24 protein-coding genes and 1 riboswitch are annotated in these 22,560 nt (G+C 73.5%); of the genes, 13 read left to right on the forward strand and 11 right to left on the reverse strand.

The annotated features are described in order from the left end of the window. Positions 1-20: 20 nt before the first annotated feature. Positions 21-767 carry a phosphotransferase enzyme family protein gene (locus tag ACIPEP_RS17545; RefSeq protein ID WP_070418627.1) on the reverse strand — a complete coding sequence of 249 codons (747 nt, stop codon included), beginning with the start codon at positions 765-767 and terminating at the stop codon, positions 21-23. Between the two features lie 139 nt (positions 768-906). Here ACIPEP_RS17545 and ACIPEP_RS17550 point away from each other — a divergent pair, with 139 nt between their 5' ends. Together ACIPEP_RS17550 and ACIPEP_RS17555 are read left to right on the forward strand one after the other, a co-directional pair. After that, a complete protein-coding gene (locus ACIPEP_RS17550) occupies positions 907-1,557 on the forward strand; it encodes a GntR family transcriptional regulator (protein WP_402717966.1) in 651 nt (216 codons plus the stop codon). After that, positions 1,554-2,798, forward strand: a complete 1,245-nt coding sequence (locus tag ACIPEP_RS17555) for an MFS transporter (RefSeq protein WP_071294961.1) — start codon at positions 1,554-1,556, stop codon at positions 2,796-2,798. The genes ACIPEP_RS17550 and ACIPEP_RS17555 overlap by 4 nt, the downstream gene beginning before the upstream one ends. A 14-nt stretch (positions 2,799-2,812) precedes the next feature. Here ACIPEP_RS17555 and ACIPEP_RS17560 read toward each other — a convergent pair whose 3' ends face one another. Next, positions 2,813-3,703: an NUDIX domain-containing protein gene (locus ACIPEP_RS17560; protein ID WP_402717967.1), complete on the reverse strand. Its 891-nt coding sequence runs from the start codon at positions 3,701-3,703 to the stop codon at positions 2,813-2,815. 67 nt (positions 3,704-3,770) lie between these two features. After that, positions 3,771-3,866, forward strand: a riboswitch (TPP riboswitch). Between ACIPEP_RS17560 and thiM the strand changes: the two genes are divergently transcribed. The 3 genes from thiM to thiD all read left to right on the forward strand — a co-directional run bounded on the left by thiM (position 3,855) and on the right by thiD (position 6,945). Further along, entirely contained in the window at positions 3,855-4,718 is an 864-nt protein-coding gene (gene thiM / locus ACIPEP_RS17565; protein WP_402717968.1) for a hydroxyethylthiazole kinase, read from the forward strand. It overlaps the preceding riboswitch by 12 nt. After that, a complete protein-coding gene (gene thiE, locus ACIPEP_RS17570; protein ID WP_402717969.1) occupies positions 4,715-5,455 on the forward strand; it encodes a thiamine phosphate synthase in 741 nt (246 codons plus the stop codon). The genes thiM and thiE overlap by 4 nt, the downstream gene beginning before the upstream one ends. Continuing rightward, positions 5,452-6,945 (forward strand): bifunctional hydroxymethylpyrimidine kinase/phosphomethylpyrimidine kinase, encoded by a 1,494-nt coding sequence (thiD, locus tag ACIPEP_RS17575; protein WP_402717970.1) that lies wholly within the window; start codon positions 5,452-5,454, stop codon positions 6,943-6,945. The genes thiE and thiD overlap by 4 nt, the downstream gene beginning before the upstream one ends. 295 nt (positions 6,946-7,240) lie before the next feature. On the opposite strand, the gene ACIPEP_RS17580 is transcribed toward thiD, so the two are convergent. The 4 genes from ACIPEP_RS17580 to ACIPEP_RS17595 form a co-directional block, all read right to left on the reverse strand. Further along, positions 7,241-7,750 carry a metallophosphoesterase gene (locus tag ACIPEP_RS17580; protein WP_070418621.1) on the reverse strand — a complete coding sequence of 170 codons (510 nt, stop codon included), beginning with the start codon at positions 7,748-7,750 and terminating at the stop codon, positions 7,241-7,243. After that, positions 7,747-8,217, reverse strand: coding sequence for a MarR family winged helix-turn-helix transcriptional regulator (locus ACIPEP_RS17585; RefSeq protein WP_070418620.1), 471 nt, complete (start codon positions 8,215-8,217; stop codon positions 7,747-7,749). Before ACIPEP_RS17585 ends, ACIPEP_RS17580 begins: the two co-directional genes overlap by 4 nt. 85 nt (positions 8,218-8,302) lie before the next feature. Beyond that, entirely contained in the window at positions 8,303-8,764 is a 462-nt protein-coding gene (locus ACIPEP_RS17590; RefSeq protein ID WP_402717971.1) for a VOC family protein, read from the reverse strand. A 22-nt stretch (positions 8,765-8,786) separates the two neighbouring features. Further along, the gene (locus tag ACIPEP_RS17595) at positions 8,787-9,083 is read right to left on the reverse strand and encodes a GNAT family N-acetyltransferase (RefSeq protein ID WP_070418618.1); all 297 of its coding nucleotides are present in this window, start codon (positions 9,081-9,083) and stop codon (positions 8,787-8,789) included. Between the two features lie 80 nt (positions 9,084-9,163). On the opposite strand from ACIPEP_RS17595, the gene ACIPEP_RS17600 reads away from it, so the two are divergent. Then, positions 9,164-9,811, forward strand: coding sequence for an NADPH-dependent F420 reductase (locus tag ACIPEP_RS17600; protein ID WP_402717972.1), 648 nt, complete (start codon positions 9,164-9,166; stop codon positions 9,809-9,811). A gap of 176 nt (positions 9,812-9,987) precedes the next feature. Here the strand turns inward: ACIPEP_RS17600 and ACIPEP_RS17605 are convergent, their stop codons facing one another. Next, positions 9,988-10,956 (reverse strand): aldo/keto reductase, encoded by a 969-nt coding sequence (locus tag ACIPEP_RS17605; RefSeq protein WP_070418616.1) that lies wholly within the window; start codon positions 10,954-10,956, stop codon positions 9,988-9,990. A 98-nt stretch (positions 10,957-11,054) separates the two neighbouring features. Between ACIPEP_RS17605 and ACIPEP_RS17610 the strand changes: the two genes are divergently transcribed. Continuing rightward, entirely contained in the window at positions 11,055-12,305 is a 1,251-nt protein-coding gene (locus ACIPEP_RS17610) for a hypothetical protein (protein ID WP_402717973.1), read from the forward strand. 155 nt (positions 12,306-12,460) lie between these two features. Here ACIPEP_RS17610 and ACIPEP_RS17615 read toward each other — a convergent pair whose 3' ends face one another. Continuing rightward, on the reverse strand, positions 12,461-13,318 hold the full coding sequence (locus tag ACIPEP_RS17615) for a LysR substrate-binding domain-containing protein (RefSeq protein ID WP_070418614.1): 858 nt from the start codon (positions 13,316-13,318) through the stop codon (positions 12,461-12,463). A gap of 143 nt (positions 13,319-13,461) precedes the next feature. On the opposite strand from ACIPEP_RS17615, the gene ACIPEP_RS17620 reads away from it, so the two are divergent. Next, entirely contained in the window at positions 13,462-14,787 is a 1,326-nt protein-coding gene (locus ACIPEP_RS17620; protein ID WP_402717974.1) for an MFS transporter, read from the forward strand. A gap of 380 nt (positions 14,788-15,167) precedes the next feature. On the opposite strand, the gene ACIPEP_RS17625 is transcribed toward ACIPEP_RS17620, so the two are convergent. Next, complete coding sequence (locus ACIPEP_RS17625) at positions 15,168-15,815, reverse strand: NAD(P)-dependent oxidoreductase (protein WP_402717975.1); 648 nt, start codon at positions 15,813-15,815, stop codon at positions 15,168-15,170. Positions 15,816-15,908: 93 nt separating this feature from the next. Here ACIPEP_RS17625 and ACIPEP_RS17630 point away from each other — a divergent pair, with 93 nt between their 5' ends. Together ACIPEP_RS17630 and ACIPEP_RS17635 are read left to right on the forward strand one after the other, a co-directional pair. Next, positions 15,909-16,277 carry a helix-turn-helix domain-containing protein gene (locus tag ACIPEP_RS17630; RefSeq protein ID WP_070418612.1) on the forward strand — a complete coding sequence of 123 codons (369 nt, stop codon included), beginning with the start codon at positions 15,909-15,911 and terminating at the stop codon, positions 16,275-16,277. A gap of 44 nt (positions 16,278-16,321) precedes the next feature. Next, positions 16,322-17,350, forward strand: a complete 1,029-nt coding sequence (locus tag ACIPEP_RS17635) for an NADPH:quinone reductase (protein WP_402717976.1) — start codon at positions 16,322-16,324, stop codon at positions 17,348-17,350. A gap of 66 nt (positions 17,351-17,416) precedes the next feature. Here ACIPEP_RS17635 and ACIPEP_RS17640 read toward each other — a convergent pair whose 3' ends face one another. Both ACIPEP_RS17640 and ACIPEP_RS17645 read right to left on the reverse strand, forming a co-directional pair. Then, positions 17,417-17,602, reverse strand: coding sequence for a hypothetical protein (locus tag ACIPEP_RS17640; protein WP_022907754.1), 186 nt, complete (start codon positions 17,600-17,602; stop codon positions 17,417-17,419). 41 nt (positions 17,603-17,643) lie between these two features. Then, positions 17,644-18,345, reverse strand: a complete 702-nt coding sequence (locus ACIPEP_RS17645; protein WP_402717977.1) for a GAF domain-containing protein — start codon at positions 18,343-18,345, stop codon at positions 17,644-17,646. Between the two features lie 240 nt (positions 18,346-18,585). On the opposite strand from ACIPEP_RS17645, the gene ACIPEP_RS17650 reads away from it, so the two are divergent. The 3 genes from ACIPEP_RS17650 to ACIPEP_RS17660 all read left to right on the forward strand — a co-directional run bounded on the left by ACIPEP_RS17650 (position 18,586) and on the right by ACIPEP_RS17660 (position 22,532). Next, complete coding sequence (locus ACIPEP_RS17650) at positions 18,586-19,335, forward strand: S1 family peptidase (protein WP_229086103.1); 750 nt, start codon at positions 18,586-18,588, stop codon at positions 19,333-19,335. 152 nt (positions 19,336-19,487) lie between these two features. Then, on the forward strand, positions 19,488-20,360 hold the full coding sequence (locus ACIPEP_RS17655; RefSeq protein WP_071296681.1) for a patatin-like phospholipase family protein: 873 nt from the start codon (positions 19,488-19,490) through the stop codon (positions 20,358-20,360). A gap of 60 nt (positions 20,361-20,420) precedes the next feature. Continuing rightward, positions 20,421-22,532 carry an alpha/beta fold hydrolase gene (locus ACIPEP_RS17660; RefSeq protein ID WP_402717978.1) on the forward strand — a complete coding sequence of 704 codons (2,112 nt, stop codon included), beginning with the start codon at positions 20,421-20,423 and terminating at the stop codon, positions 22,530-22,532. The last annotated feature ends 28 nt before the right edge of the window (positions 22,533-22,560 follow it).

A 22,560-nucleotide genomic window follows, 5' to 3' on the forward strand; every position in this document is an offset into this window, starting at 1 on the left:
CACCAGCATCGCCGTCGCGGTCAGGCGACGGCTGCGGTGATCTCGTCGGCGTGCTGCTCGATGTACGCCACGTCGGCCCGGTAGAGGTCGGCGTGCCCGTGCTGCAGGTCGCTGACGAACTTCGGGTTCCCGGCCGCGGCCTCGGTCTCCATGGTCGTGACCAACGCGACGAGGGAGCCGAGGATCGTCTCGGCGAGGACCTCGCGCGACCGGGCATCCAGCTCGTAGGCGCGGCAGAACTCGGCGGCACGGTCGAGCCGTTCGTCGAGCGACGGCGCGGTCGACCCCTCGACGACGCCGGTGGTGAACGGTGCGAACCGGTACACGGCACTGGCCACGTCCCAGACCCGTGGCCCGGGGTGCGCGGTGTCGAAGTCGATGAGCCCGACCGCGGCGATGCCGTCGTAGACGCAGTTGTACGGTGCGAAGTCGCCGTGCACGATCGTCTCGGCGGGGTACCGCTCCGCCTGGGACCAGACGTCGCGGTCGTCGTCGCGCGTGAAGGTGGCGGCGGCGTCGTGGTAGTGCCGCAGCAGCCGGGCGGTCGTGACGAGGGCGGCCTCGCTCGCGACGTCGGCCGTCCACGGGTACTCCCCCGCTTCGCCGGGGACGAACGAGACGGTCTCGAGCGTGTGCCCGAGCTCGATCGGTTCCGGTGCCGCGACGAACCCCTGTTCGTGCAGGTGGGCGAGCAGCCGGTGCACGGTCGGTGTCCACGGCCCTGCCGGGCGGTGCACGCGATCGTCGGCCCTGGTGATCCGCTCCATCGGAACCTCCTGTTGTACGTCTCCGTTGACGTGGTGGCCCAGCGTATCCGCCTGTGCGCCCCGGTGTCGCGGTCCACGTGTGAACAGCGCGTGACACGACCGCATGCACCGTTGCATGCAAGGGGTAGGATCGTCCACCGTGAGCACCCCGAGCACGAACACCACCGCCCAGGCAGCGTCCGACCGGGCCTACGACCACGTGAAGCGCGCGATCATCCGCGGCGACCTGCCCGGCGGCACGGCGATCAGCGAGAACGCGCTCTGCCAGGAGATCGGCGTGTCGCGGACGCCCGTGCACGAGGCGTTCCTGCGTCTCGCCGCCGAGGACCTGCTCACCCTCGAGTCCCGGAAGGGCGCCGTCGTCCGGCCGATGTCCCCGAGCGAGGCGGCCGACGTGCTCGAGATGCGGGAGGCGATCGAGTCGACCGCGGCGACCCGCGTCGTCACCGACGGGCGCGTGGCGGACGTCACCCCGTTCCTCCAGGCGATGCTCGCGGAACAGGAGCAGGCGGTCGCGACCGGCGACGTCGACCGGTTCATCGAGGTCGACGCGGAGTTCCACGGTGCCGTCATCGGGGCGTCGCGGAACGCGATCGCCGTCATGTTCGCCCGGACCCTGCGCGACCGGCAGCAGCGGCTGCGGCACCACCTGATGCGGCTCCAGCCGTCCCAGTTGCAGGCGTCCCTCGAGGACCACCGGGCACTGGCCGCCGCGCTCGAGGCCGGCGACGCCCTCCGCTACGCCGAGGTCCTCCGCACCCACGTCGCGTCGCACCGGGGCGCCCTGTGAGCGCCACCACCGGCAGCGTCCCGACCACCGGATCGCTCGCGGTCCCGAACGCCCGCGTCCTGCCGTGGGTCGCCGTCTGGGGCGCGGTGTTCGTGTGCTCGTGGGGCGGGAACCAGTTCTCGCCCCTGCTGCTCATGTACGAGGAGCGCGCGCACTACTCGTCGCTGCTCGTGAACGTGTTCCTCGGCGTGTACGTGCTCGGGCTCGCGCCGGCGCTCCTCGTCGCCGGGTCCCTGTCCGACCGGCACGGCCGCCGCCCGCTGATGCTCGCCGGGATCGTCTCGGCCGTCGTCGGCAGCGGGCTGCTGGCGTTCGGCCCGCTCGGCGCGGGGTTCCTGATGGCCGGACGCCTGTTCTCCGGGGTCACCGTCGGGATCGCGATGGCGGTCGGCAACAGCTGGGTGAAGGAGCTCTCGCAGGGACGCTTCGACCCGTCGGCCGACGCCGGTTCCGGCGCACGCCGGGCGTCACTGGCGTTCACCCTCGGTTCGGCGTCGGGTGCCCTCGTCGCGGGGCTGATCGCCCAGTGGGGGCCGATCCCCGAGGTCCTGCCCTTCCTCGTGCACATCTGCGTCGCCGTCCCCTTCGCCGTGATCGTCTGGCGCACGCCGGAGACGAGCCGCTCCGGCGGTCTGCCCGGACCCTGGTGGAAGCAGCTCGCCGTGCCGAGCGCCGGGCACCGCCGGTTCACCCGGGTCGTGCTCGTCGCCGCGCCGTGGATCTTCGGGTCAGCAGCGATCGGGTACGGGTACCTGCCGACGAAGCTCGCCGGGGCGACCGGCACGTGGGGGCTCGTGTTCGCCACCGCCGCCACCGTCGTCGCCCTCGGGGTGTCGAGTGCCGTGCAGCCCCTCGCCGGGCGGGTCACCTCGCTCCTGTCGGCACGCGGACTGCTGACGGCCGTGGCGCTCATGACCGCGGGCATCGCCGTGGTCGTCGTGGCGGTCCAGCTGCAGTCCGTGGCGATCGGGCTCGTGGCGAACGTCGTGATCGGCCTCGGCATCGGGCTGGCGCTCGTGTCGAGCCTGCTCGAGGTCCAGCGGATCGCGGGGACACGCGACCTGGCCGGGCTCACCGGGGTGTTCTACGCGGCGGCGTACGCCGGGTTCCTGGCGCCCGCGGTCATCGCCGCGGTGGCGAACGTCGTGGCCGTGCCGACGATCCTGTGGGTGGTCGTCGGGCTCGGGGTGCTGTCGTGGGTGGCGATCCTGGTGTCGTCGCGGAAGCACATCCCCGCGTAGCTGGGACCGCGCGGTCAGAACTGGTCGCGCAGCCAGGCCGGCCCGTGCACCGCGGCGCCGAGCTCCTCGACGCGGGCCCGGAGCTCGCGGTCGGCGGTCACCACGACGACCGGCGTGTGCCCGGCGTCCACCGCGGCCCGGGCAGCCTCGACGATCGCGTCGTCACCCGACCCCGGCGCGCGCACGACGGACACCGGCTCGTCCGCGCCCACGGCGTCCCGCGCCGCCCCCTCGAGCACCACGGTCCACCGCGGCCACCACCGGTCGAACGGCAGCGCGAGCACCTCGGCCGACACACCCGCCGCGGCGAGCGCCCCCACCGACCCGAGCAGCCGCGACGCAGCCGCCGCGCGGTCCTTCCACCACCCGTCCGGCACACTGCCGACCACGTTCGCCGCGTCCACCACGACGTGCGGTGTCGTCTCGATCCGTGCCCGCAGCGCCGGCCACGACGCCCCGAACCCGGGGTGCAGCGGCAGGTCCTCGACGTCGCCGACGGGCACCCAGGCCAGTTCGAGGCTCTCGCGGTCCGCGATCACCGGTTCGAAGGCCCTGGAGGCGCGCCCCACCACCGTCGTGTACGTCCAGAACCCGAGGTCCAGCACGGCGGTGTGCCGGAGGTCCACGCCGTCCTCGGGCACGCCGGCTTCCTCCGCCGACTCGCGGAGCGCCCCGGTCACGGCGTCCTCGCCGAGGTGGCGGGCTCCGCCCGGGATCCCCCAGGTGCCGCCGTGGTGGCTCCACTCGACGCGGTGCTGCAGGAGCACGCGCCCGGAGCCGTCGTCGACGAGGAGTCCGGCCGCGCCGAACCGCCCCCAGGCCTTGGTGCCGTCGGGGCCGACCGCCCAAGCGTCGCCGGGATCGCGGGGGCCGGGAGGCGGCCCGGGAGGCGTGGTGTCTGGCACCCGTCAACCCTGTCACACGGGACCCGTCATGTGACCGGAGACGTCGGAGCCGCTCGTGTACGGTGTCGGTCGAGACACGGGGTGCCGCAACCAGCGGCTGAGATCACACCCGTCGAACCTGCTCGAGCTCGTACTCGCGAAGGGATCGTCCATGCACACTGCTGCGCCCGCCCCCGACTGGGCCCGTCGGACCGCCGAACTCCTCGAGGCCGTCCGCGCCCGGAGTCCCCTGGTGCACTGCATCACGAACACCGTGGTGCAGAACGTCACCGCGAACGTGCTGCTCGCGCTCGGCGCCTCGGCCGCGATGGTCGACGTCGTGACCGAGGCCGGGCCGTTCGCCCGGGTCACCGACGCCCTGCTGGTGAACACCGGCACGCCGCACGCCGAACCCCGGGCCGCGTCGCTCGAAGCCGCCTCGGCAGCGGTCGACGCCGGGACGCCCTGGGTGCTCGACCCGGTCGCCGTCGGCTCCCTGCCGGTGCGGACGGCCCTCGCCCGGGACCTGCTGGCGCTCGGCCCGACGGTGCTGCGGGGCAACGCCTCCGAGGTGCTCGCGGTGCTCGGCGCCTCGGCCGGTGGTCGTGGCGTCGACAGCACGGTTGGCACCGACGACGCGCGAGCGGCCGCTGTCGAGGCCGTGTCCGGCCCGAGCGGGCACGGGAAGCGCGTGGCCGCGGTGGCCGTGTCGGGTCCGGTCGACCTGCTGGTCGCGCCCGGCATCGGCGCGGTGCGGGTCGCGAACGGCACGGAGCTGCTCACGCGGATCACCGGCGGCGGCTGCGCGCTCGGTGCCGTCGTCGCCGCGTTCACCGCCGTCTCCCCCGAGGACCCGGGCGCGGCCGCCGTCGCCGCGACCGCGGTGCACACGATCGCGGCCGAGCTCGCCGCGCGCGAAGCCGGCGGACCGGGCACGTTCCAGCCGCTGTTCCTCGACCGCCTGGCGTCGCTCTCGCCGGACGACGTCGTGCGCACGGCGCGCATCACCGTCGAGTCCCCGGCGGTGGCCGCGTGAGCGCCGGTGGGTTCGGCGTGTACCTCGTGACCGACCCGGCGCTGTCGGACCGGCACGGCATCGGCGTGCTCGGGGTCGTCCGTGCCGCGGTGCACGGCGGGGTGCGGATCGTGCAGGTGCGCGACAAGGACGCCTCGGCCCGTGACCTGCTGGCGCTGACCGCCGCGGTGGCCGACGCCGTGGGCGACCGCGCGACCGTGGTGGTCGACGACCGGTTGGACGTCGCCCTGGCCGCTCGGCACGCGGGACACCGGGTCGCGGGCGTGCACCTCGGCCAGTCCGACGTCCCCGTCACCGCCGCTCGCGCCCTGCTCGGACCGGACGCACACGTCGGGCTGACCGCGAACACCCCGGAGCACCTCGCCGCCGTCGCCGCACTCCCCCGCGGCACGGTCGACCTGCTCGGGGTCGGCGTGGTGCACCCGACCACGACGAAGGCGGACCACCCGCCGGCCCTGGGCCACCACGGGTTCGGCCGGCTCGCACGCGCGACGGACGTTCCGTGCGTGGCGATCGGTGGGGTGACGCTCGACGACGTCGGGCCGCTCCGGGCAGCCGGTGCCGCGGGCGTGGCGGTCGTGTCGGGCATCTGTGCCGCGGCCGACCCCGGGTCCGCCGCGGCGGCGTTCGTGTCCGCGTGGGGCCCTGGACCCGACCACGGGGCGGAGGCGGGGCCGTCGGGTGGTGGCGATCCGTTCCTCCTGGCCGACGCGACGCACCACGGGGCGGACGCATGAGCGTCCCGCGCGTCCTGAGCATCGCCGGGACCGACCCGACGGGTGGGGCGGGGATGCAGGCGGACCTCAAGGCCATCGCGGCGCACGACGGCTACGGCATGGGCGTCGTGACCGCGCTCGTCGCGCAGAACACGCACGGGGTGCGCTCGGTGCACGTGCCGGACGCCGCCTTCCTGCGCGAGCAGCTCGACGCGGTGTCGGACGACGTCGTGGTCGACGCCGTGAAGGTCGGGATGCTCGGCACCGCCGAGGTCGTGCGGGTCGTGACCGAGTGGCTCCGCGAGCACCGCCCGCCGGTCGTGGTGGTCGACCCCGTGATGGTCGCGACGAGCGGGGACCGGTTGCTCGACGAGGACGCCTCGCGGGCGATGGCCACGCTGCTCGGGCTCGCCGACCTCGTGACGCCGAACCGGGCGGAACTCGCGGTGCTCGCCGAGCTGGCCACCTTGCACGGACGGGCCCCGGACAGCGCGGAGGACCGGGCGCTCACGATCGCCCGCACCTGGGACGTGCTCGTGCTCGCGAAGGGCGGCCACGACGACGGCGACACCTCGGACGACGTGCTCGTCGGGCCCGACGGGGTGCTCCGGACGTTCAGCGCGCCACGCGTCCGGACGACGAACACGCACGGCACCGGGTGCTCGCTGTCGAGTGCGATCGCGACGCTCGCGGCCCGCGACGGCGACTGGGAACTGGCCGTCGGCACGGCGAAGCGCTGGCTGACCGCGGCCCTCCGCGGCGCCGACGCCCTGCACGTCGGCACCGGGAACGGTCCGGTCGACCACGGCGCGCTCGTGCGTGCGGAGCGGCCGGAGCCGAGGTGGACCGACCGCTGGTGGGACGACGTCGCCGAGGTCCTGCACGAGACGATCGCGTGCGACTTCCTCGCCGGGATGCGCGCCGGGACGCTCGACCCCGAGGTGTTCGCCGCGTACCTGGCGCAGGACGTCCACTACCTCCGCGCGTACGAGCGGCACCTCGCGCTGCTCGGCTCGTGGACGACCGGGGCCGAGGCCGCGTTCTGGCAGGCATCGGCCCAGGACTGCGCCGACGAGGCCCGCGACCTGCACCATCGACGCCTCGCCGGCACGCACGCCGAGGACCCCGTCCACCCGGTCTGCGCCGGCTACCTCGCCCACCTGCAGGCCGCTGCCGACTCCGGGTCCGTCGGGGTCCTCGCCGCGGCGGTGCTGCCGTGCTTCCGCGTGTACGCGTGGGTCGGGACGCAGATCGGCGCGGTCGGGTCGGACCACCCGTTCGCGGACTGGATCGGCGCGTACGGCGACCCGGGGTTCGCCGAGGCCTCCGCGGATGCGACGGCCCAGGTCGAGCGGCTCGCCGCGGCGGCGGCACCGGCCGAGCGCGGCGCGATGACGCGCGCGTTCCGCGCGTCGACCGCGTGGGAGCTCGCGTTCTTCCGGATGCCGACCGCGGGGGCGGGCCCGGAGGCGGGCACGGACTGTGCCGCCGGAACGACACGCTCCCGCTGAGCGCCGCGGTCCCTGGCGCGGGAGCGACAGGGTGCCGTCACGGTTCGACGGCACCCTGTCGCTTTCGCGGGCGGGGGCGGGCGGCGCGGGCGGCCGGGCCGACGGGTCGGGCGCGGCGGGCGGGCGGGTCAGGCGCGGCGCGCGGACGGGTCGGGCGGGGCGCGCGGACGCGTCGGGCGGGGCGCGCGGACGCGTCGGGCGGGGCGCGCGGGCGGGGCGGGCGGCAGCGCGGCCAGGGACGCGGGGCGTCGCGGACGGGAGGCGCGGTGCGGGGCCGACCCGCGCCTCCAGGCCGTCAGCGGGTCGCGGGAGGCAGCCGCACCAGCTCGACCGACAGGTCGCGGCCGTCGACCGCACCGCGCATCCACGTGTGGTCCGGCTGGCGGCGCCGGTCCGTCGGCGAACCCGGGTTGAGCAGCCGCAGCCCCGACGGCGCGACGGTGTCCCACGGGATGTGCGAGTGGCCGAAGACGAGCACGTCGACGTCCGGGTACGCGGCCGTCATGCGACGCTCACGGCCCGTCGCGGCACCCGTCTCGTGCACCAGGGCGACGCGCAGGTCCTCGACGGCGAAGCGCGCCTCGAGCGGCAGGCGGTCGTCGAACTCGGGGCCGTCGTTGTTGCCGCGGACGCCCTCGAACCGCGCCGACCGGGCCTGGACGGCGTCGAGCGTCGCGAGGTCCACCCAGTCGCCGGCGTGCACCACGAGGTCCGCGGCGTCGATGTCCGCCCAGAGCCCGGCGGGCAGGTCCTTCGCCCGCTTCGGCAGGTGGGTGTCCGAGAGCAGGACGAACGAGGTCGTCACGGCGTGGTGCGTCCGGGCATCGGCAGCCCCGCCTCGTCCGCGGCGCCGAGCCGTTCGAGGAGCCCCGCGAGGAGCGCGATGTCGTCGTCCGACCAGCTCGCGAGCCGTTCGTCGAGCGCGTCGCGGTGCAGCTGTACGGAGCGTTCGAGTGCAGCACGGCCGGCATCGGTGGCCACGAGGGGCTTGGCGTTGCCGGTCCCGCCGTCGACCGTCCGGATGAGCCCGGCCGCCAGCAGCCCGGACAGCTGCCGCGAGATCGTGGAGCGGTTCAGCCGCAGGTACCGGGCGATGTCGATCGCCATGCAGCCCTCGTGCTGGACGACGAAGTCGACGAGGGACTGGTCGACGACGCTGAGGATCGCCTCCGAGCCGCGTGCCCGGATGCTCGCGCGGCGGGTGATGCGGGCGAGTTCCGTGTACGCGCGTCCGATGTCGCTGTTGCGGACATCGGGCCTCGGTTCGCTCATCGGACGGACTCCAGCCTGTCTGCGCCGGGACCTGCCGGCGGTGTTCGGTCCCGCCACCATACCGGCGGGTACGGATCGCGTCGGCTCAGTGACCCGCCGCGGCGGCCCGCAGGACGGGGATGTCGAGCTTGACCATCTGCATCATGGCCTCGAAGACGCGGGCGTTGGCCTCGGGGTCGCCCGAGCCGGTCATCAGGTCGCCCATCATCGACGGGGTGACCTGCCACGCCACACCCCAGCGGTCGAAGAGCCACCCGCACCGGCTCGGACGGCCACCGTCGGCGAGCAGGGCGTCCCAGATGCGGTCGAGTTCCTCCTGGTCGTCGACGTCCACCTGGAACGAGACCGCGTCGGTGTGCTCGTGCCCCGGACCGCCGTTCATCGCACGGTAGGGCTTGCCGAGGAGCGTGAACTCGACGACGAGGGTCTGCCCGTCCGGGGTCTTGCTCACGCTGTCGATGCTGCTGTCGGGGAACAGCGACACGTAGTGCTCCGCCGCCTGCTCGGCCTGGTCGTCGTACCAGAGGAACGGGGTGATCGTCGGCATGGGCGGGGCCTTCCGGTTCGGCTCAGTCCGCAGCGCCGCGGCTGAGCAGGTCTGCCTTCTCGGGGTGCTCGTCGAACCACTTGCCGACGAACCAGCACATCGGGACGATGCGCCGGGTGGAGTTCGCCTCGACGTCGGCGACCGCGAAGTCGACGAGCTCGGCGGCGTACCCGTGCCCGCGGTGCTTCGGCACCGTGTACGTGTGCGGGAACGCGATCGCGTCGCCGTTCTCGCGGTAGTCGAGGACGCTCACGAGTTCGCCGCCGACGTACATCGCGTAGCGGTCCTGGTCGGCTTCGTCGCGGAACTCGTGGTCCATGCCGCCATCATGCACCCTCGGCGCGGGCGCGGGACGCGTCCGGGAATGGGCGGATCGGGGTCGGGCGTTGGTCGGACACCATGACGACAATCGGCATCATCGGCGCAGGCAACATCGGATCCCAGCTCGCACGGCTGGCGGTGCGGAACGGACACGAGGTGGTGATCGCGAACTCCCGCGGCCCCGAGACCCTCACGGACCTGGTCGCGGAGCTCGGCGCGGGTGCCCGTGCCGCGACCCGCGACGAGGCGGCGGCCGCTGGCGAGATCGTCGTCGTCACGACCCCGCTCGCCGCGATCGAGACCATCCCGGCCGGCCCCCTCGAGGGCAAGGTCGTGATCGACACGAACAACTACTACCCGCAGCGCGACGGCCGCATCGAGGCGCTCGACTCCGAGACCACCACGACCGCGGAGCTCCTGCAGGACCACCTCCCCGGCGCCCGGGTCGTGAAGGCGTTCAACCACATCGGCGCCGCGGACCTCACCGGCCACGCCTCCGCTGCGGGCACCCCGGACCGTCGCGCGCTCGTCGTGGCCGGGGACGACACCGAGGCCAAGCGGGTCGTGTCGGACCTCATCGACCAGTTCGGGTTCGACGTCGTGGACGCCGGGCCCCTCGCCGAGGGCTGGCGCATCCAGCGCGACACCCCCGGGTACGGCCCGCGGCTGACCGCGGCGGAGCTGCGCGGGGCGCTCGCGTCCGCGGAGCGGTACCGCGACATGTAGGTCGCGACCCCTGCGGGACGGGAGGCGCGGGTCGCTCCGGCACCGCGCCTCCCGTCCCGCAGGACGACCGTCCTCACACGCTGGCCGACAGATCACGCGCCCTGTCACGCGTGACGTGTCGCTCAGCGCGTGAGGACGCCCACGGCCGCCGCGGCCGCGGGCCGCGGCGCGCCCGCTCAGGCGCCGTCGAAGACGAGCGTCATCTCGGCGAGGTCGTCCTCGGACGGCTCCCACGCCGTCCCGGCCTCGGCGTTCTGCCGGATCTGCTCCGGCTTCGTCGCCCCCGCGATGACGCTCGACAGCCCGGGCTGCGCCAGCAACCACGCGAAGGTCGCCTGCAGCATCGTGACGCCGCGCTCGTCGCAGAACCGCTGGAACTCCTCGAGGATCTCCCACGGCGCGTCCTGCAGCAGCTGCGGCTTCGCCGTGGTCAGTCGCCCGTCAGAGGGCCCGCCGGCCTTCGTGTACTTGCCCGTCAGCAGGCCGTTGTACAGCGGGAAGTACGGCAGGAACCCGAGCGCGTACGCACGGACGGCCGGCAGCACCTCGTCCTCGACGCCCCGGGCGAGCGGGCTGTACTCGTTCTGCGCGGACACGAACGCCGTGGTGCCGGCGATGGAGGCGGTGAGCTCGGCCTCGGCGATCTGCCACCCCGCGAAGTTCGAGTGGCCGATGTAGCGGATCTTGCCCTCGCGGACGAGGTCGTCGAGCACGGACAGCGTCTCCTCGATCGAGGTCACGTCGTCCGGGCCGTGCATCTGGTAGAGGTCGATCCAGTCCGTCCCGAGGCGCTTGAGCGACGACTCGACCGCCAGCCGCACGTACCGCCGGGAGCCCCGCACGCCCCAGTCCGGCCCGTTCACCCCCTGCATGTCCATGCCGAACTTCGTGGCGAGGACGATCTCGTCGCGACGTCCCGCGATGGACCTGCCGAGGAGCTCCTCGGACAACCCGCGCCGGCCGCCGTAGACGTCCGCGGTGTCGAACAGGGTGACGCCGGCGTCGAGGGCCGCGTGGACGACGGCGTCCGTGCCCTCCTGCGTCTCGGTCAGCGTGCCGGGTCGGCCGAAGTTGTTGCAGCCGATGCCGACGGTGGAGACGACGAGCCCCGACGGCCCGAGAGGACGGTGTTCGATTCCGGTCATGCCCCGACCGTACCGGCGACCCCGGAACTGGGGCTGCGCCAGCCGCACGGGTTGCCGTTAGAACTGACGATGGATCAGCCTACGGAGGGAGCACCGCAGTGGCATCGCATCGCATGCCGGACGAGGACCGGCCGCGTCGCGCCGTCCCCGACTGGGTCACCGCTCCCCCCGAGGGCGCGGCAGACGGCCTGGAGGCGCGCCCCGCCCCCGTCGCACCCGCCCCCGCTCCGGAGACGGCCGGCCCCGGCAGCACGCTCCCCGCACCGCCCGCCACACCGGCACTCGTCGACGACGACATCGTGGTGCCCGACTTCCCGCCGGAGGAGCACCTCCTGCCCCCGGCCCCGACCTCGCCCGCGGTGCACACGGTCCCGTTCGACACGGCCTCGATCGGCCCCGCCCCGGTCTCGCCGATCGACGCCGTCGGTGCCGTCGGTGCCGCGTCCGTCACGCCGGGGGCCGCACCCGCTCCCGCCGCGCCGGTCGTCCCGGCGGGCCCCAGCGTCCCGGTCGTCGGTCAGCCCCGGTTCTCCGTGCCGGGCCTCGAGCACGTCGTCGTCGAGGGGTCGGAACCGGCTCCCTCGGGACCGATCGGCTACCGCACCCCCGCCCGGTTCGCCCACCAGCGCCCCGCCGCTCCGGCCGCCGCGGCTCCGGCGACCGCCGCTCCGGCTGCGTCGCCGGCCTTCGACGCCGTCATCGCTCCGCCGGCACCCGGGGGCCCGGGCTCGACACCGGCTCCCCGTGCGGATGCACTGCCGCCGACCGAAGCACTCCCCCTGATCGACCTGCCGACCCGCGGCTCGGACACGGGACGCGGCCGGTCGACGAGCCCACGAACGCCGAAGGGCACGAAGCCCTCGAAGGGCGCGAAGGCCGCGAGGCCCGCCCGGCCGTCGCGCACGAGGAAGCCGACCGCGAGGGTCGCGACCGACGCGCCCCCGGCGGTGGACGCGACCACCCCGGCTGCCGCGACGGTGCGTGGCGGGGGCGGGCCGCGCCTCCAGGCAGCCGGGACGACGCAGCGGGTGGGGACGACTCCCGGGGCCGTCCTCGGCGCCCTCGCCGGACTCGCCACGCTCGGACTCGGCGCGTGGTGGTTCACCGCCCCCGCGACGGTGCACGGTGTCGGGCTGGTGCTCGGCGTGCTCGCGCTCCTGCTCTCGATCGTGACGCTGAGGCGGCCCGAGGCGACGTGGCAGCGGCCGCTCGCGCTCCTCGGTGCCGTGCTCGGCGGGGTCGGGACGCTCGTGCTGCTGTGGGCCGTGGCCTCGGCGGTGCTGCCGGTCCTCGGGGTGACCCTGCCGGACCTCACCGGGACGGGGACGGTCCCGACGCTCGCGCCGTAGCGCGCCGCGCTGCGCGCCGCGCTGCGCGCTGCGCCCCACGCACCGCGCCCCCGCGCCCCCGCGCCCCGCGCCCCGCGCGTTTCGTGAGCAGAAATGGTCGGGTGCGCGCCACCGACCCGACCATTCCTGCTCACGAAACGACCACGCCCCCCCCCTCACACCGCGCGGACCACCCCGCGGGACAGGATCGCGTTCGTCAGGGCGTCGATCGGTTCCCGCTGCACCGTCGGGTTCGCGATGAGCACGTAGTCGACCGCCGGGAGGTCCGGCAACGCCAACCGCTGCGACACCTTCACGAGGTCCGCCGGGATGAGCGAGTGCGGGAACACCGCGACCCCGATCCCCGCGCGGACGGCCGCGAGCACCCCGTTCACGTCGCGCGTGTTGCAGGTGATCCGCCACGTGCGTCCGGCGGACTCGAGCGCGTCGATCGCCATCTGTCGACTGATGCTCGGCGCCTGGTACGCGATGAGCGGCACGGGCTCCCCGGGCTCCAGCGCGATGCCGTCCTGCGCCATCCAGACCATCTGGTCGGTCGCGACACGGGTGCCCTCGGCGGACTCCCCCGCGGTCTGCTTGATGAACACGAGGTCGAGCTGCCCCGCATGCACCCGGCGGAGCAGTGGTGACGACTGGTTCACCGTCAGCTCGAGGTTCACCTGCGGGTGCAGCCGTCGGAAGTCCCGCAGGATCCGGGGCAACTGCGTGATCGCCAGGTCGTCGGCCGCCCCGAACCGGAGCCGCCCGCGGGTCGCGGCTCCCGAGAAGTACGCGTCGGCGGTGGCGTGCGCCGCGAGGATCGTCCGCGCGAACCCGGCCATCGCGTCCCCGTTGTCGGTGAGCGCCACGCCCCGGGTGTCCCGGGCGACGAGGGTCCGGGAGACGGCCGTCTCGAGCCGCCGCACGTGCTGCGACACCGTGGGCTGGCTGATGCCGAGCCGGGCGCCGGCCTGGGTGAAGCTCCCGGTCTCGGCGACCGCGAGGAACGTCTGCAGCAGAACCGGATCCAGCACCGGACACCCTTCGTCGTGACGACCCCATTCGACTTCGCAATGGAGTGATAGCCACCATAGGGGTATCGAATGGGCCGCGCGCAGTTAGTTTCGAGTGGGTACAGTCCCGCCTGCTCCACCTCGACCTCCGGAGACCCCCACTCGTGAGTGCGTCATCGACGACCCTCCCCCCGCCCACCGAACCACTGCCGATCCAGGCCACCAGACCGCCGTGGCGCCACACCCTCATCGCCCTGTCGGTGCCGAACTTCCGGCTCTTCACCGCCACGAACCTCGTCGCGATGACCGCCGGCTGGATGCAGCGCATCGCGCAGGACTGGCTCGTCCTGCAGCTCACCGGGTCGGTCGCGCAGGTCGGCATCACGGTCGCGTGCCAGTTCGCGCCGATGCTGCTGTTCGGGCTCCTCGGCGGAGTGCTCGTCGACCGGTTCTCCAAGCGCGCGCTGATGATGATCACGCAGGGCTCGTTCGCCGTGCTGTCGGCCCTGCTCGCGGTCCTGACGCTGTCCGGGGTGGTGCAGGCGTGGCACATCTGGGCGATCGCGTTCGTCGTCGGCATGGTCACCGTCATCGACAACCCCGCGCGCCAGGTGTTCGTCACCGAGATCGTCGGCCACGAGCACCTCCGCAACGCGATCAGCGTGAACTCGTCGGTCTTCCAGCTCGGCGGCATGATCGGCCCCGCCCTCTCCGGAGCGCTGCTCGTCGCGGTCGGCGCCGGCTGGTCGTTCGGCGTCAACGCGATCGCCTGCGTCGCCGTGGTGGTGACGCTCGGGTTCCTGAAGGTCTCGGAGCTCCACCGCACACCCCCGGCACCACGCGGGAAGGGGCAGCTCGTCGAGGGCCTCCGCTACGCCGTCCGGAAGCCGACCATCATTATGCCGGTCATCCTCGTGGCGTTCTTCTCGGTCTTCGCGCTGACGATGCCGGTGCTGCTGTCGGCCTTCGCGTCCGAGGTGTACGACGTCGGCGCCGGTGGCTACGGCGTGTTCAACTCCGCCGTCGCGATCGGCGCCCTGGCCGGCGCACTGCTCTCGACACGGCGCGCCACCGTCCGGCTCCGCACCATCGTCGGCGGGGTGTTCTGGACGGGGATCCTGCTCGTGGTCTCCGGCTCGATCCCGGTCATCGCGCCGTTCACCGTCGCGCTCGTCGCCGTCGGGATGTCGCAGCTGCTCTTCCAGACCGCGTCGAACTCGCTCGTGCAGCTGTCCTCGAACGTGGCGATCCGCGGCCGGGTGATGTCGCTCTACGTCCTGGTGCTGCTCGGCGGGCAGGCGATCGGCGGCCCCCTCATGGGCCAGGTGGTCGACCACTTCGGAGCCCACGTCGGGATGGTCGTCGCCGGAGGCGTGCCGGCCGCGGCCGCGGCCGTCGTCGGGCTCGTGCTCGCCCGCCGCGGCGGGCTCCACCTGGCGGTGCGGATGCGGCACCACATGCCGGTGCCGTCGATCGTCGGGCACCGCTGACGCGTCGGACGGGAGGCGCGGTGCGGGCGGGCGCCGCGCCTCCCGTCCGCTCCGTGGTCGCGCTGGGCGCGCGCGCTCGCTGCTGCCGTCGTCGGCGCGGGCGCGTCGCTGCTGCCGTCGTCGGCGCGTGCGAGTCGCTGCGCCGCTGCGCTGCCGCGGGGCGTCGAACCACGAAACCGACGTGGAACCAGGCGCGCCGCCTGGTTCCACGTCGGTTTCGTGGTTCCGCACCGAGCGCGCGCTGCGCGCCCGCACGCACACCGCGCCGCGCCGCGCCGCGCCGCGCCGCGCAGCGCCGCGCTGCACAAGCAAAGTCACCCGGAACCGCGCAATGGCGCAGTTCCGGGTGACTTCCGTTGTGCGGAGGCGACCCGAACCGCCTAGTAGGCGACCCCGAAGCGCGCCTGGTGGTGCGCCGGCGAAGCGATCTCGTCGACGAAGGCGATCGCGAAGTCCTCGCCGGAGATGTCCGAGTTGCCGTCGGCGTCGGTGAGCAGGACGTCGTCGGTGGTGCGGTAGGTGCCACGACGCTCGCCGGGGTTGTAGCCGCCGAAGGCAGCCGCCGGGCTCACGTAGAACCAGTCGACCTCGGTGTCCGACGCGCGGAGGGCCTCGAGGACCTGACCGTGGCTCTTCGCCTCGCCCTTGAACGCGTCGGGGAACTCGGCCGTGTCGTACAGCGCCGGGCCACCCTCGGCGACGAGCAGCGAACCGGCTCCGCCGACGATGCCGAGGCGCGCACCGGCAGCAGCGGCTGCGTCGACGAACGGCTGGAACGCGTCCTTCAGCTCGCTGCCGTCCGCCTGCACCGCGTGGAGCGCGACGACGATGACGTCCGCACCCTTCGTGACCTCGGCGACGAAGTCGGTGTCGAAGGCGTCACCCTGCGCGAGTGTGAGCCCCTCGGCCGGCTCGAGCTTCGAGGTGTCGCGGGCGACGGCAGTGACGGCGATGCCGCGGGAGAGGGCCTCGCGGGTGATGGCGGAGCCGGCGTAGCCGGTGCCACCGAAGACGACGATGCTGGTCATGGAGCAGTCCTTTCGTGGAACGTTGACACTCACCGTACAAGCGTTACTCTCTCTGAGTAAGTAGGCACCTCACGGTGCGTAACGGAGGTCGTCGTGTCAGCTCTCGAGTACAGCCCCTACGCCGCCGAGTGTCCCTCGCGACAGCTGCTCGACCGCATCGGCGACCGGTGGAGCGTCCTGACGATCGGCACCCTCGCCGACGGCCCGGCACGCTACTCGGCGATCGCCACCCGCGTGCAGGGCGTCTCGCAGAAGATGCTCACGCAGACGCTCCGGGCGCTCGAGCGCGACGGACTCGTCACCCGCACGGTCTTCCCCGAGATCCCGCCGCACGTCGAGTACGAGCTGACCGATCGCGGCCGATCTCTGCGCGAGGTGCTGAAGCCGCTCGAGGACTGGGCGACATCGCACATGGACGACGTCGCGGTCTCCCGCGAGCAGTACGACACCCGGCCTCGCTGAACGCCCCCGGAATCCCCGCGCGACCGCCGTGGTTGCCTGGGGACATGCGATCAGTCGTCTACTCGAAGCCCGGTGACTCGTCCGTCCTGACCCTCGAGGAGCGTCCGCTCCCGGATCCCGGTCCTGGCGAGGTCCGTGTCCGTGTCGTCGTCTCTGGTGTCAACCCGACCGACTGGAAGGCCCGCGCCGGCGGCACGTACGGCGACGGCCTGCCGTTCCCCGAGATCACGCCGAACCAGGACGGCGCCGGAGTCGTGGACGCGGTCGGCGAGGGTGTCGACGGACTGTCCGTCGGTGACCACGTCTGGCTGTACATGGCGGCTGCGAGTCGCCCGACCGGCACCGCCCAGGAGTACACCGTCGTGCCCGCTGCCCGTGCCGTCCCGCTGCCGGAGGGCACGAGCTTCGACGTCGGCGCCTCGCTCGGGGTGCCGGCGATGACCGCGCACCGTGCCCTCACGACGCACGAGCACGGTCCGGACCGGCTCGCTCCGGGAGCCCTCGACGGCAAGACGGTGCTCGTCGCCGGCGGTGCGGGAGCCGTCGGACACGCGGCGATCCAGCTCGCACGCTGGGCCGGCGCCACCGTGGTCACCACCATCAGCTCGGACGCGAAGGCCGCGCTCGCCACCGCCGCCGGGGCGCACCACACGGTGAACTACCGCGACGAGGACGCCGCCGCGCGGATCCGCGAGATCGCCCCCGACGGTGTCGACATCGTCGTCGAGGTCTCGATCCCGCAGAACGCCGGGCTCGTCGCCGAGGTCCTGGCGAACCACGGCGTGGTGTCGATCTACGCGAACAACGGCGGCGACGAGGCCACCCTGCCGATCCGCCCGAACATGAGCGTCAACGCCCGCTACCAGTTCCTGCTGCTGTACACGATCGGCGACGAGGCCCTCGCGGCAGCGGCCGAGGACGTCACCGCGGCGCTGCGCGACGGCGTGCTCCCCGTCGGCGAGGACGCGGGCCTGCCGCTCGTGCGGTTCACTCTGGAGGACACCGCGGCAGCGCACGACGCCGTCGAGCAGGACACCGTCGGCAAGGTGCTGATCGACGTCAGCGCGGAGTGACGAAGCGCTGCGTCCGCCCGGGTCGGGTGGACGCAGCGCTCCGGTGGTCGGCGCCGCGGGGCTGGTTCAGCGGGCGAGCGCAGCGGCGAGGCGTGCCTCGAAGCGGCGCCGGGCTGCGACCCGCTCCCGCTCGATGTTCGCGGCGATGACCTCGAGGTCTTCGTAGTCGGCGTCGGTCGTGTCGTCGGTCCAGTTCGGGGTGTACACCCGGGACCGACCGAAGGGCTTCGGTTCGGGGGTCACGATGGTCATGTGGGGATGGTACGTCGAGCGTCCGACAAATCGTGTGCGCATCACGGGCCTTTCCTGCGGTTGCGGTCGCGGTCCGGGAACGGGGTCGCGAGCGAGAACGCGATGGCCATGAACGAGGCCATCAGCGCGACGTACTTGGCGTCGAGGTCGGTGAACGCGTCCGGCACCGGCGAGTCCACGGTGAGCATGCCGAACGAGTACTCCTCCGACCGGATCACGACCGAGACGTACGAGCGGTAGCGGGGTTCGAACCCCGGCAGGTCCTCGTCGGCGTCGACGTCGGTGGCACGGTCGCCGACCACCCGCGGGCCGCCACCGACCAACACCCAGTCGAGGTTCCGGTCGCCGTACGGGGTCCCCGCCCGGAACACGCCGGCGGTGTCCTCCGCACCCCCGTGCCCGATCGGTTCGAGGCCCCGCAGGTCCTCCGACAGCTGGTAGACGTTCGCACGGACGTCGGGCACAGCGGGGAGCAGGTAGAACGCGAGGGCCACGGCGACCCGGTCCGCGAACGCCGGCAACTCCTGCCGGCGGTCCCGGCGGCGCAGCTCGGCGAACCGGGCGAGCCGCGTGGCGAGCTGCCCGAACGCGTACCGGACGGCCGTCCCCTGCTCGAGCTCGGTCGACCGCGCCACCGCCGCCGCAGCCGTGACCGACGCCTCGGCCCGTCGGGCGCGGACGACCTGCACGACCACCGCGGCAGCGAGCACGACCAGCCCGAACACGACGAGCGAGACCTTCACCCCTTGGAGTCACGACGAGGTTCGGCAGCTGGAAGGCAGCGGTCGGCGCCGTCGCGACCACGATCGGCCAGACGACCGCTCCGGCCCGGCGTCGCCCACGACCCGTCGTGGCCTGGTCCCCTGTCATGTCGACGACGCTAGGACACCCCACCGACGCTGACGGAGTTGTCCACAGGGTGACGTTGTTGTCCCCTGCAACGCGGACTTGACCCCCGAACAGGGGGCGAGCACGATCGGGCCATGAAGCAGCGAACGAACCTCAGAGGCCTCGCCCTCGCCGGAGCCGCCGCAGCAGCCGCGGCCATGACCCTGCTCGGCGGCGGCCTCGGCGCGACCGCAGCGAGCGCCGCCACCGTCTCACCGCAGGTCATCGGCGGCGAGCAGGCACCGAGCACCCCGTGGGAGGTGCAGCTCGTCTTCCAGCAGGGCGGCACCGGCACGTACGGGTGCACCGGCGAACAGCTCAACGCCTCGTGGGTGCTCACCGCCGAGCACTGCGTCGACGGCACCACGGCGATGAACGTCTACCACTCGAACAGCACGACGAACCGGGGCGCGGCGACCGCGGCGGACCGGCTCTACTCCGCGCCGTCCGGGGACATCGCGCTCGTGCACCTCAGCACGCCGAAGACCCTCTCCTCGTACGCCCAGCTCGACCTCGGGTACACCACGAAGAGCTCCGGCACCGGCACGATCCTCGGCTACGGCAACCGTGCGAACAGCGTGCCGACGACCGGGCTCTACCAGGCGACCGTCAACCTCACGGGGAGCTCGACGGACGCGTACGGCGGACGCGCGCAGCACGTCACCGGCGTGACCGGCGCCTCGAACCACGGCGACTCCGGCGGCGCGCTCGTCGTGAACGGCAAGGTCGTCGGCGTCTGCTCGACCGGCGACGTGGCCGACCCCGGCGCGAACACCCACGCCGGCTCGAACTACGCCGTCCTCACCCAGTCCGCCAGCTGGATCCGCTCGACCGCGGGCGTCTGACCCAGCGCACCCACCACGGGTCGGGAGGCGCGGTGCGGGCCCGCACCGCGCCTCCCGACCTCCCGTGCGCACGACCGGTGCCGCGCTCGGTCGCTCTCCACAGGTCGCGTTGCGCGCCCCTGCGCGTCGTCTGCACCTGGTAAGCAAGACGCATGACCGACGTCTCCACGCCTGCGCCCGGAACCAGAGCACTCGTCCTCGGCGGTGGTGGCGTCGCCGGCATCGCCTGGGAACTCGGGGTGCTGTCCGCCCTGCAGGACGCCGGGGTGGACCTCGACGCCGCGGACCTCGTCGTCGGGTCCAGCGCCGGCAGCGTCGTCGGCACCTTCGTCCGGTACGGCGCGGTGCAGCAGGCGTACGACCAGCAGCACGCAGCCGTCCCGACGACCTACGAGGAACCCGTCCCGATCGACGGCGAGGACTTCCAGCAGCGCGTCGGCGCCGTGCTCGACGGAGCCTCGTCCGACCAGGACGCCCGCGCCCGACTGGGCCTCCTCGCACAGCGCACCACCGACGGGCAGACCGACGACGAGCGCACGGCCACCTTCGCCGAGACCCTCCCGTCGACGGAGTGGCCGGCGAAGCCGCTCGCCCTCACCGCGATCGACGCGACCGACGGCACCTTCCGCGTGCTCACCGCGGCCGATGCCGTGCCGCTCCCCCGCGCCGTCGCCGCGAGCTGCTCGGTGCCGCTCGTCTGGTCACCGGTCGGGATCGAGGGCCGCCCCTACGTCGACGGGGGCATGCGCTCCGCCACGAACGCCGACGTCGCCGCCGGGTACGAACGCGTCCTCGTGATCGCGTGCGGTCCCGAGGGGCCGTCGCCGCTCGGGCCGTGGCTCGACGTCGCGGTCGAGGGGCTCCGGGCGGCCGGTAGCTCGGTCGAGGTCGTCGTCGCCGACAGCACCTCGCAGCAGGCCTTCGGCACGAACTCGCTCTCGCTGTCGACTCAGGCACCCGCCGCCGATGCCGGACGGACGCAGGGCGCTGCCGTGGCCGAGGGCATCGCCGCGTTCTGGGCGTGAGTTCTCCACAGACCGCCGAGTGACCGTGTCGGGTTCCGGGAGCGCCGCTAGCGTGGGTGCATGACGACGCCGTTCTCGGACCTCGACCAGTACACAGCCCTCCCCCGCGTGGACGGGATCGCGGTGAGTCCGGACGGCTCCCGGGTCGCGCTGACCGTCAGCGTGCTCGACGCCGACGGCACGGGCTACCGGCGGTCGATCTGGGCGGTCCCCGGAACCTCCGACGCTGCGGCCGCTCCGGTGCGCTTGACGCGCTCGGCCAAGGGCGAAGGCGGCGTCTCGTTCACGCGCACCGGTGACCTGCTGTTCGTCTCCGGCCGCCCCGACGGCGACGGCGACAAGGACAGCGACGCCGCGCAGCTCTGGGTCCTCCCCGCTGCCGGTGGTGAGGCACGACCGGTCACGAAGCTCGCGGGCGGGGTCGGTGGCGTCCTCGGCACCGCATCGCACACGGACACGGTCGCGGTCACGGCCGGGCTGCTGCCGGGTGCCGGCACGGACCGGACCGGCGTGGTCGCCGCCGACGCCGAGCTGCGCGGACGCCGGAAGGACCGGAAGGTGCAGGCGATCCTGCACGAGACGTACCCGGTCCGGTTCTGGGACCACGACCTCGGCCCGGACGAGACGCACGTGCTGACGCTCGACCTCGGCACGCTGCAGGAGAAGGCGACCACACCGTCAGCGACCGCCGCCGATCCTTCCGATGACGAGGCCGGACCCTCCTACCCGGCGCACCTCCCCGCGCTCACCGACCTCACCCCCGCCCCGGGGCGATCGCTCGAACACGTCGACGGGGTCGTCACGCCGGACGGCTCGGTCGTCGTCGCCACGATCGGCGTGCAGGAAGCCCGCGGGTCCCGTTCGACGATCGTCGCGTTCGACGTCGCGACGGGCACGCGCACCGTGCTGCTCGACGACCCCGATGTCGACCACGAGATGCCGACGATCAGCCACGACGGCCGGACGCTGGCATGGGTCCGGACCGAGCGGTTCACACCCCGCGGTGCGACCGAGCAGGAGATCTGGGTCGCCCGGTTCGACGGGTCCGCGCTGTCCGACGCGCGGCGGATCGCGGCCGAGTGGGACCGCTGGCCGAACGAGCTCGTGTTCGCGCACGACGACGGTGCGCTCCTGGCCACGGCGGACCACGACGGTCGCGCGCCGGTGTTCCGGCTCCCGCTCGACGGCGGCGCCGTCGAACAGCTCACCCACGACGACTGGGCGTACTCGAGCCTGCGCGTGGCGGCGGTGAGCGGGACCGTGGTGGCGCTCCGTGCCTCCTGGGCCGCGCCGCTGCACCCCGTCCGGATCGAGGCCGACGGCACCGTGACGACCCTGGCGAGCCCGGCGCCGCTGCCCGAGGTGCCCGGCCACCTCGAAGAGGTCGAGACCACCGCGGCCGACGGCTCCCGCGTCCGCGGCTGGCTCCTCCTGCCGAACGACGATGCCGGCACCGCCCCGCACCCGCTGCTGCTCTGGATCCACGGTGGTCCGCTCAATTCGTGGAACCAGTGGTCCTGGCGGTGGAACCCGCAGCTCGCGGCGGCCCGCGGGTACGCCGTGCTGCTGCCGGACCCGGCACTGTCGACCGGGTACGGACTCGACTTCATCAACCGCGGCTGGAACGCGTGGGGGCAGGCGCCGTTCACCGACCTCATGGCGATCACCGACGCGGTCGTCGCCCGTGACGACGTCGACGAGACCCGGACGGCAGCGATGGGCGGGTCCTTCGGCGGCTACATGGCGAACTGGGTCGCCGGGCACACCGACCGGTTCCGGGCGATCGTCACGCACGCCAGCCTCTGGGCGCTCGACCAGTTCAACGGCACGACGGACATGTCGCAGTACTGGCAGTCGATCTTCGACGAGACCGGGCTGCACGAGAACGACCCGCACCGGTTCGTCGCGGACATCACGTCACCGATGCTCGTGATCCACGGCGACAAGGACTACCGGGTGCCGATCGGCGAGGGGCTGCGTCTCTGGTCCGAGTTGGCGGAGCACCACGCGGCGGACGACGGGACGATGCCGCACCGGTTCCTGTACTTCCCGGACGAGAACCACTGGGTGCTCAAGCCGCAGCACTCGGTCGTCTGGTACGAGACGGTGTTCGCGTTCCTCGAGCAGCACGTGCTCGGGGGCGAGTGGCGGCGGCCGGAGTTGCTCGGGTAGCGGGGCCCGGGCGCGCGGCGTCAGTGGG

Origin of the sequence: Curtobacterium sp. NPDC087082 (genome assembly GCF_044745045.1) — a bacterium.
Taxonomy (GTDB): domain Bacteria; phylum Actinomycetota; class Actinomycetes; order Actinomycetales; family Microbacteriaceae; genus Curtobacterium.

Excerpts from the sequence above, each read along its gene's own strand:
- thiD (WP_402717970.1), top strand. The coding sequence starts at position 5,452 with ATGAGCGTCCCGCGCGTCCTGAGCATCGCCGGGACCGACCCGACGGGT.
- ACIPEP_RS17635 (WP_402717976.1), top strand. The coding sequence starts at position 16,322 with ATGCGATCAGTCGTCTACTCGAAGCCCGGTGACTCGTCCGTCCTGACC.
- ACIPEP_RS17590 (WP_402717971.1), bottom strand. The coding sequence starts at position 8,764 with ATGCCGACGATCACCCCGTTCCTCTGGTACGACGACCAGGCCGAGCAG.
- ACIPEP_RS17595 (WP_070418618.1), bottom strand. The coding sequence starts at position 9,083 with ATGGACCACGAGTTCCGCGACGAAGCCGACCAGGACCGCTACGCGATG.
- ACIPEP_RS17625 (WP_402717975.1), bottom strand. The coding sequence starts at position 15,815 with ATGACCAGCATCGTCGTCTTCGGTGGCACCGGCTACGCCGGCTCCGCC.
- ACIPEP_RS17640 (WP_022907754.1), bottom strand. The coding sequence starts at position 17,602 with ATGACCATCGTGACCCCCGAACCGAAGCCCTTCGGTCGGTCCCGGGTG.
- thiM (WP_402717968.1), top strand. The coding sequence starts at position 3,855 with ATGCACACTGCTGCGCCCGCCCCCGACTGGGCCCGTCGGACCGCCGAA.
- ACIPEP_RS17600 (WP_402717972.1), top strand. The coding sequence starts at position 9,164 with ATGACGACAATCGGCATCATCGGCGCAGGCAACATCGGATCCCAGCTC.
- ACIPEP_RS17655 (WP_071296681.1), top strand. The coding sequence starts at position 19,488 with ATGACCGACGTCTCCACGCCTGCGCCCGGAACCAGAGCACTCGTCCTC.
- ACIPEP_RS17660 (WP_402717978.1), top strand. The coding sequence starts at position 20,421 with ATGACGACGCCGTTCTCGGACCTCGACCAGTACACAGCCCTCCCCCGC.
- ACIPEP_RS17585 (WP_070418620.1), bottom strand. The coding sequence starts at position 8,217 with ATGAGCGAACCGAGGCCCGATGTCCGCAACAGCGACATCGGACGCGCG.
- ACIPEP_RS17650 (WP_229086103.1), top strand. The coding sequence starts at position 18,586 with ATGAAGCAGCGAACGAACCTCAGAGGCCTCGCCCTCGCCGGAGCCGCC.
- ACIPEP_RS17545 (WP_070418627.1), bottom strand. The coding sequence starts at position 767 with ATGGAGCGGATCACCAGGGCCGACGATCGCGTGCACCGCCCGGCAGGG.
- ACIPEP_RS17605 (WP_070418616.1), bottom strand. The coding sequence starts at position 10,956 with ATGACCGGAATCGAACACCGTCCTCTCGGGCCGTCGGGGCTCGTCGTC.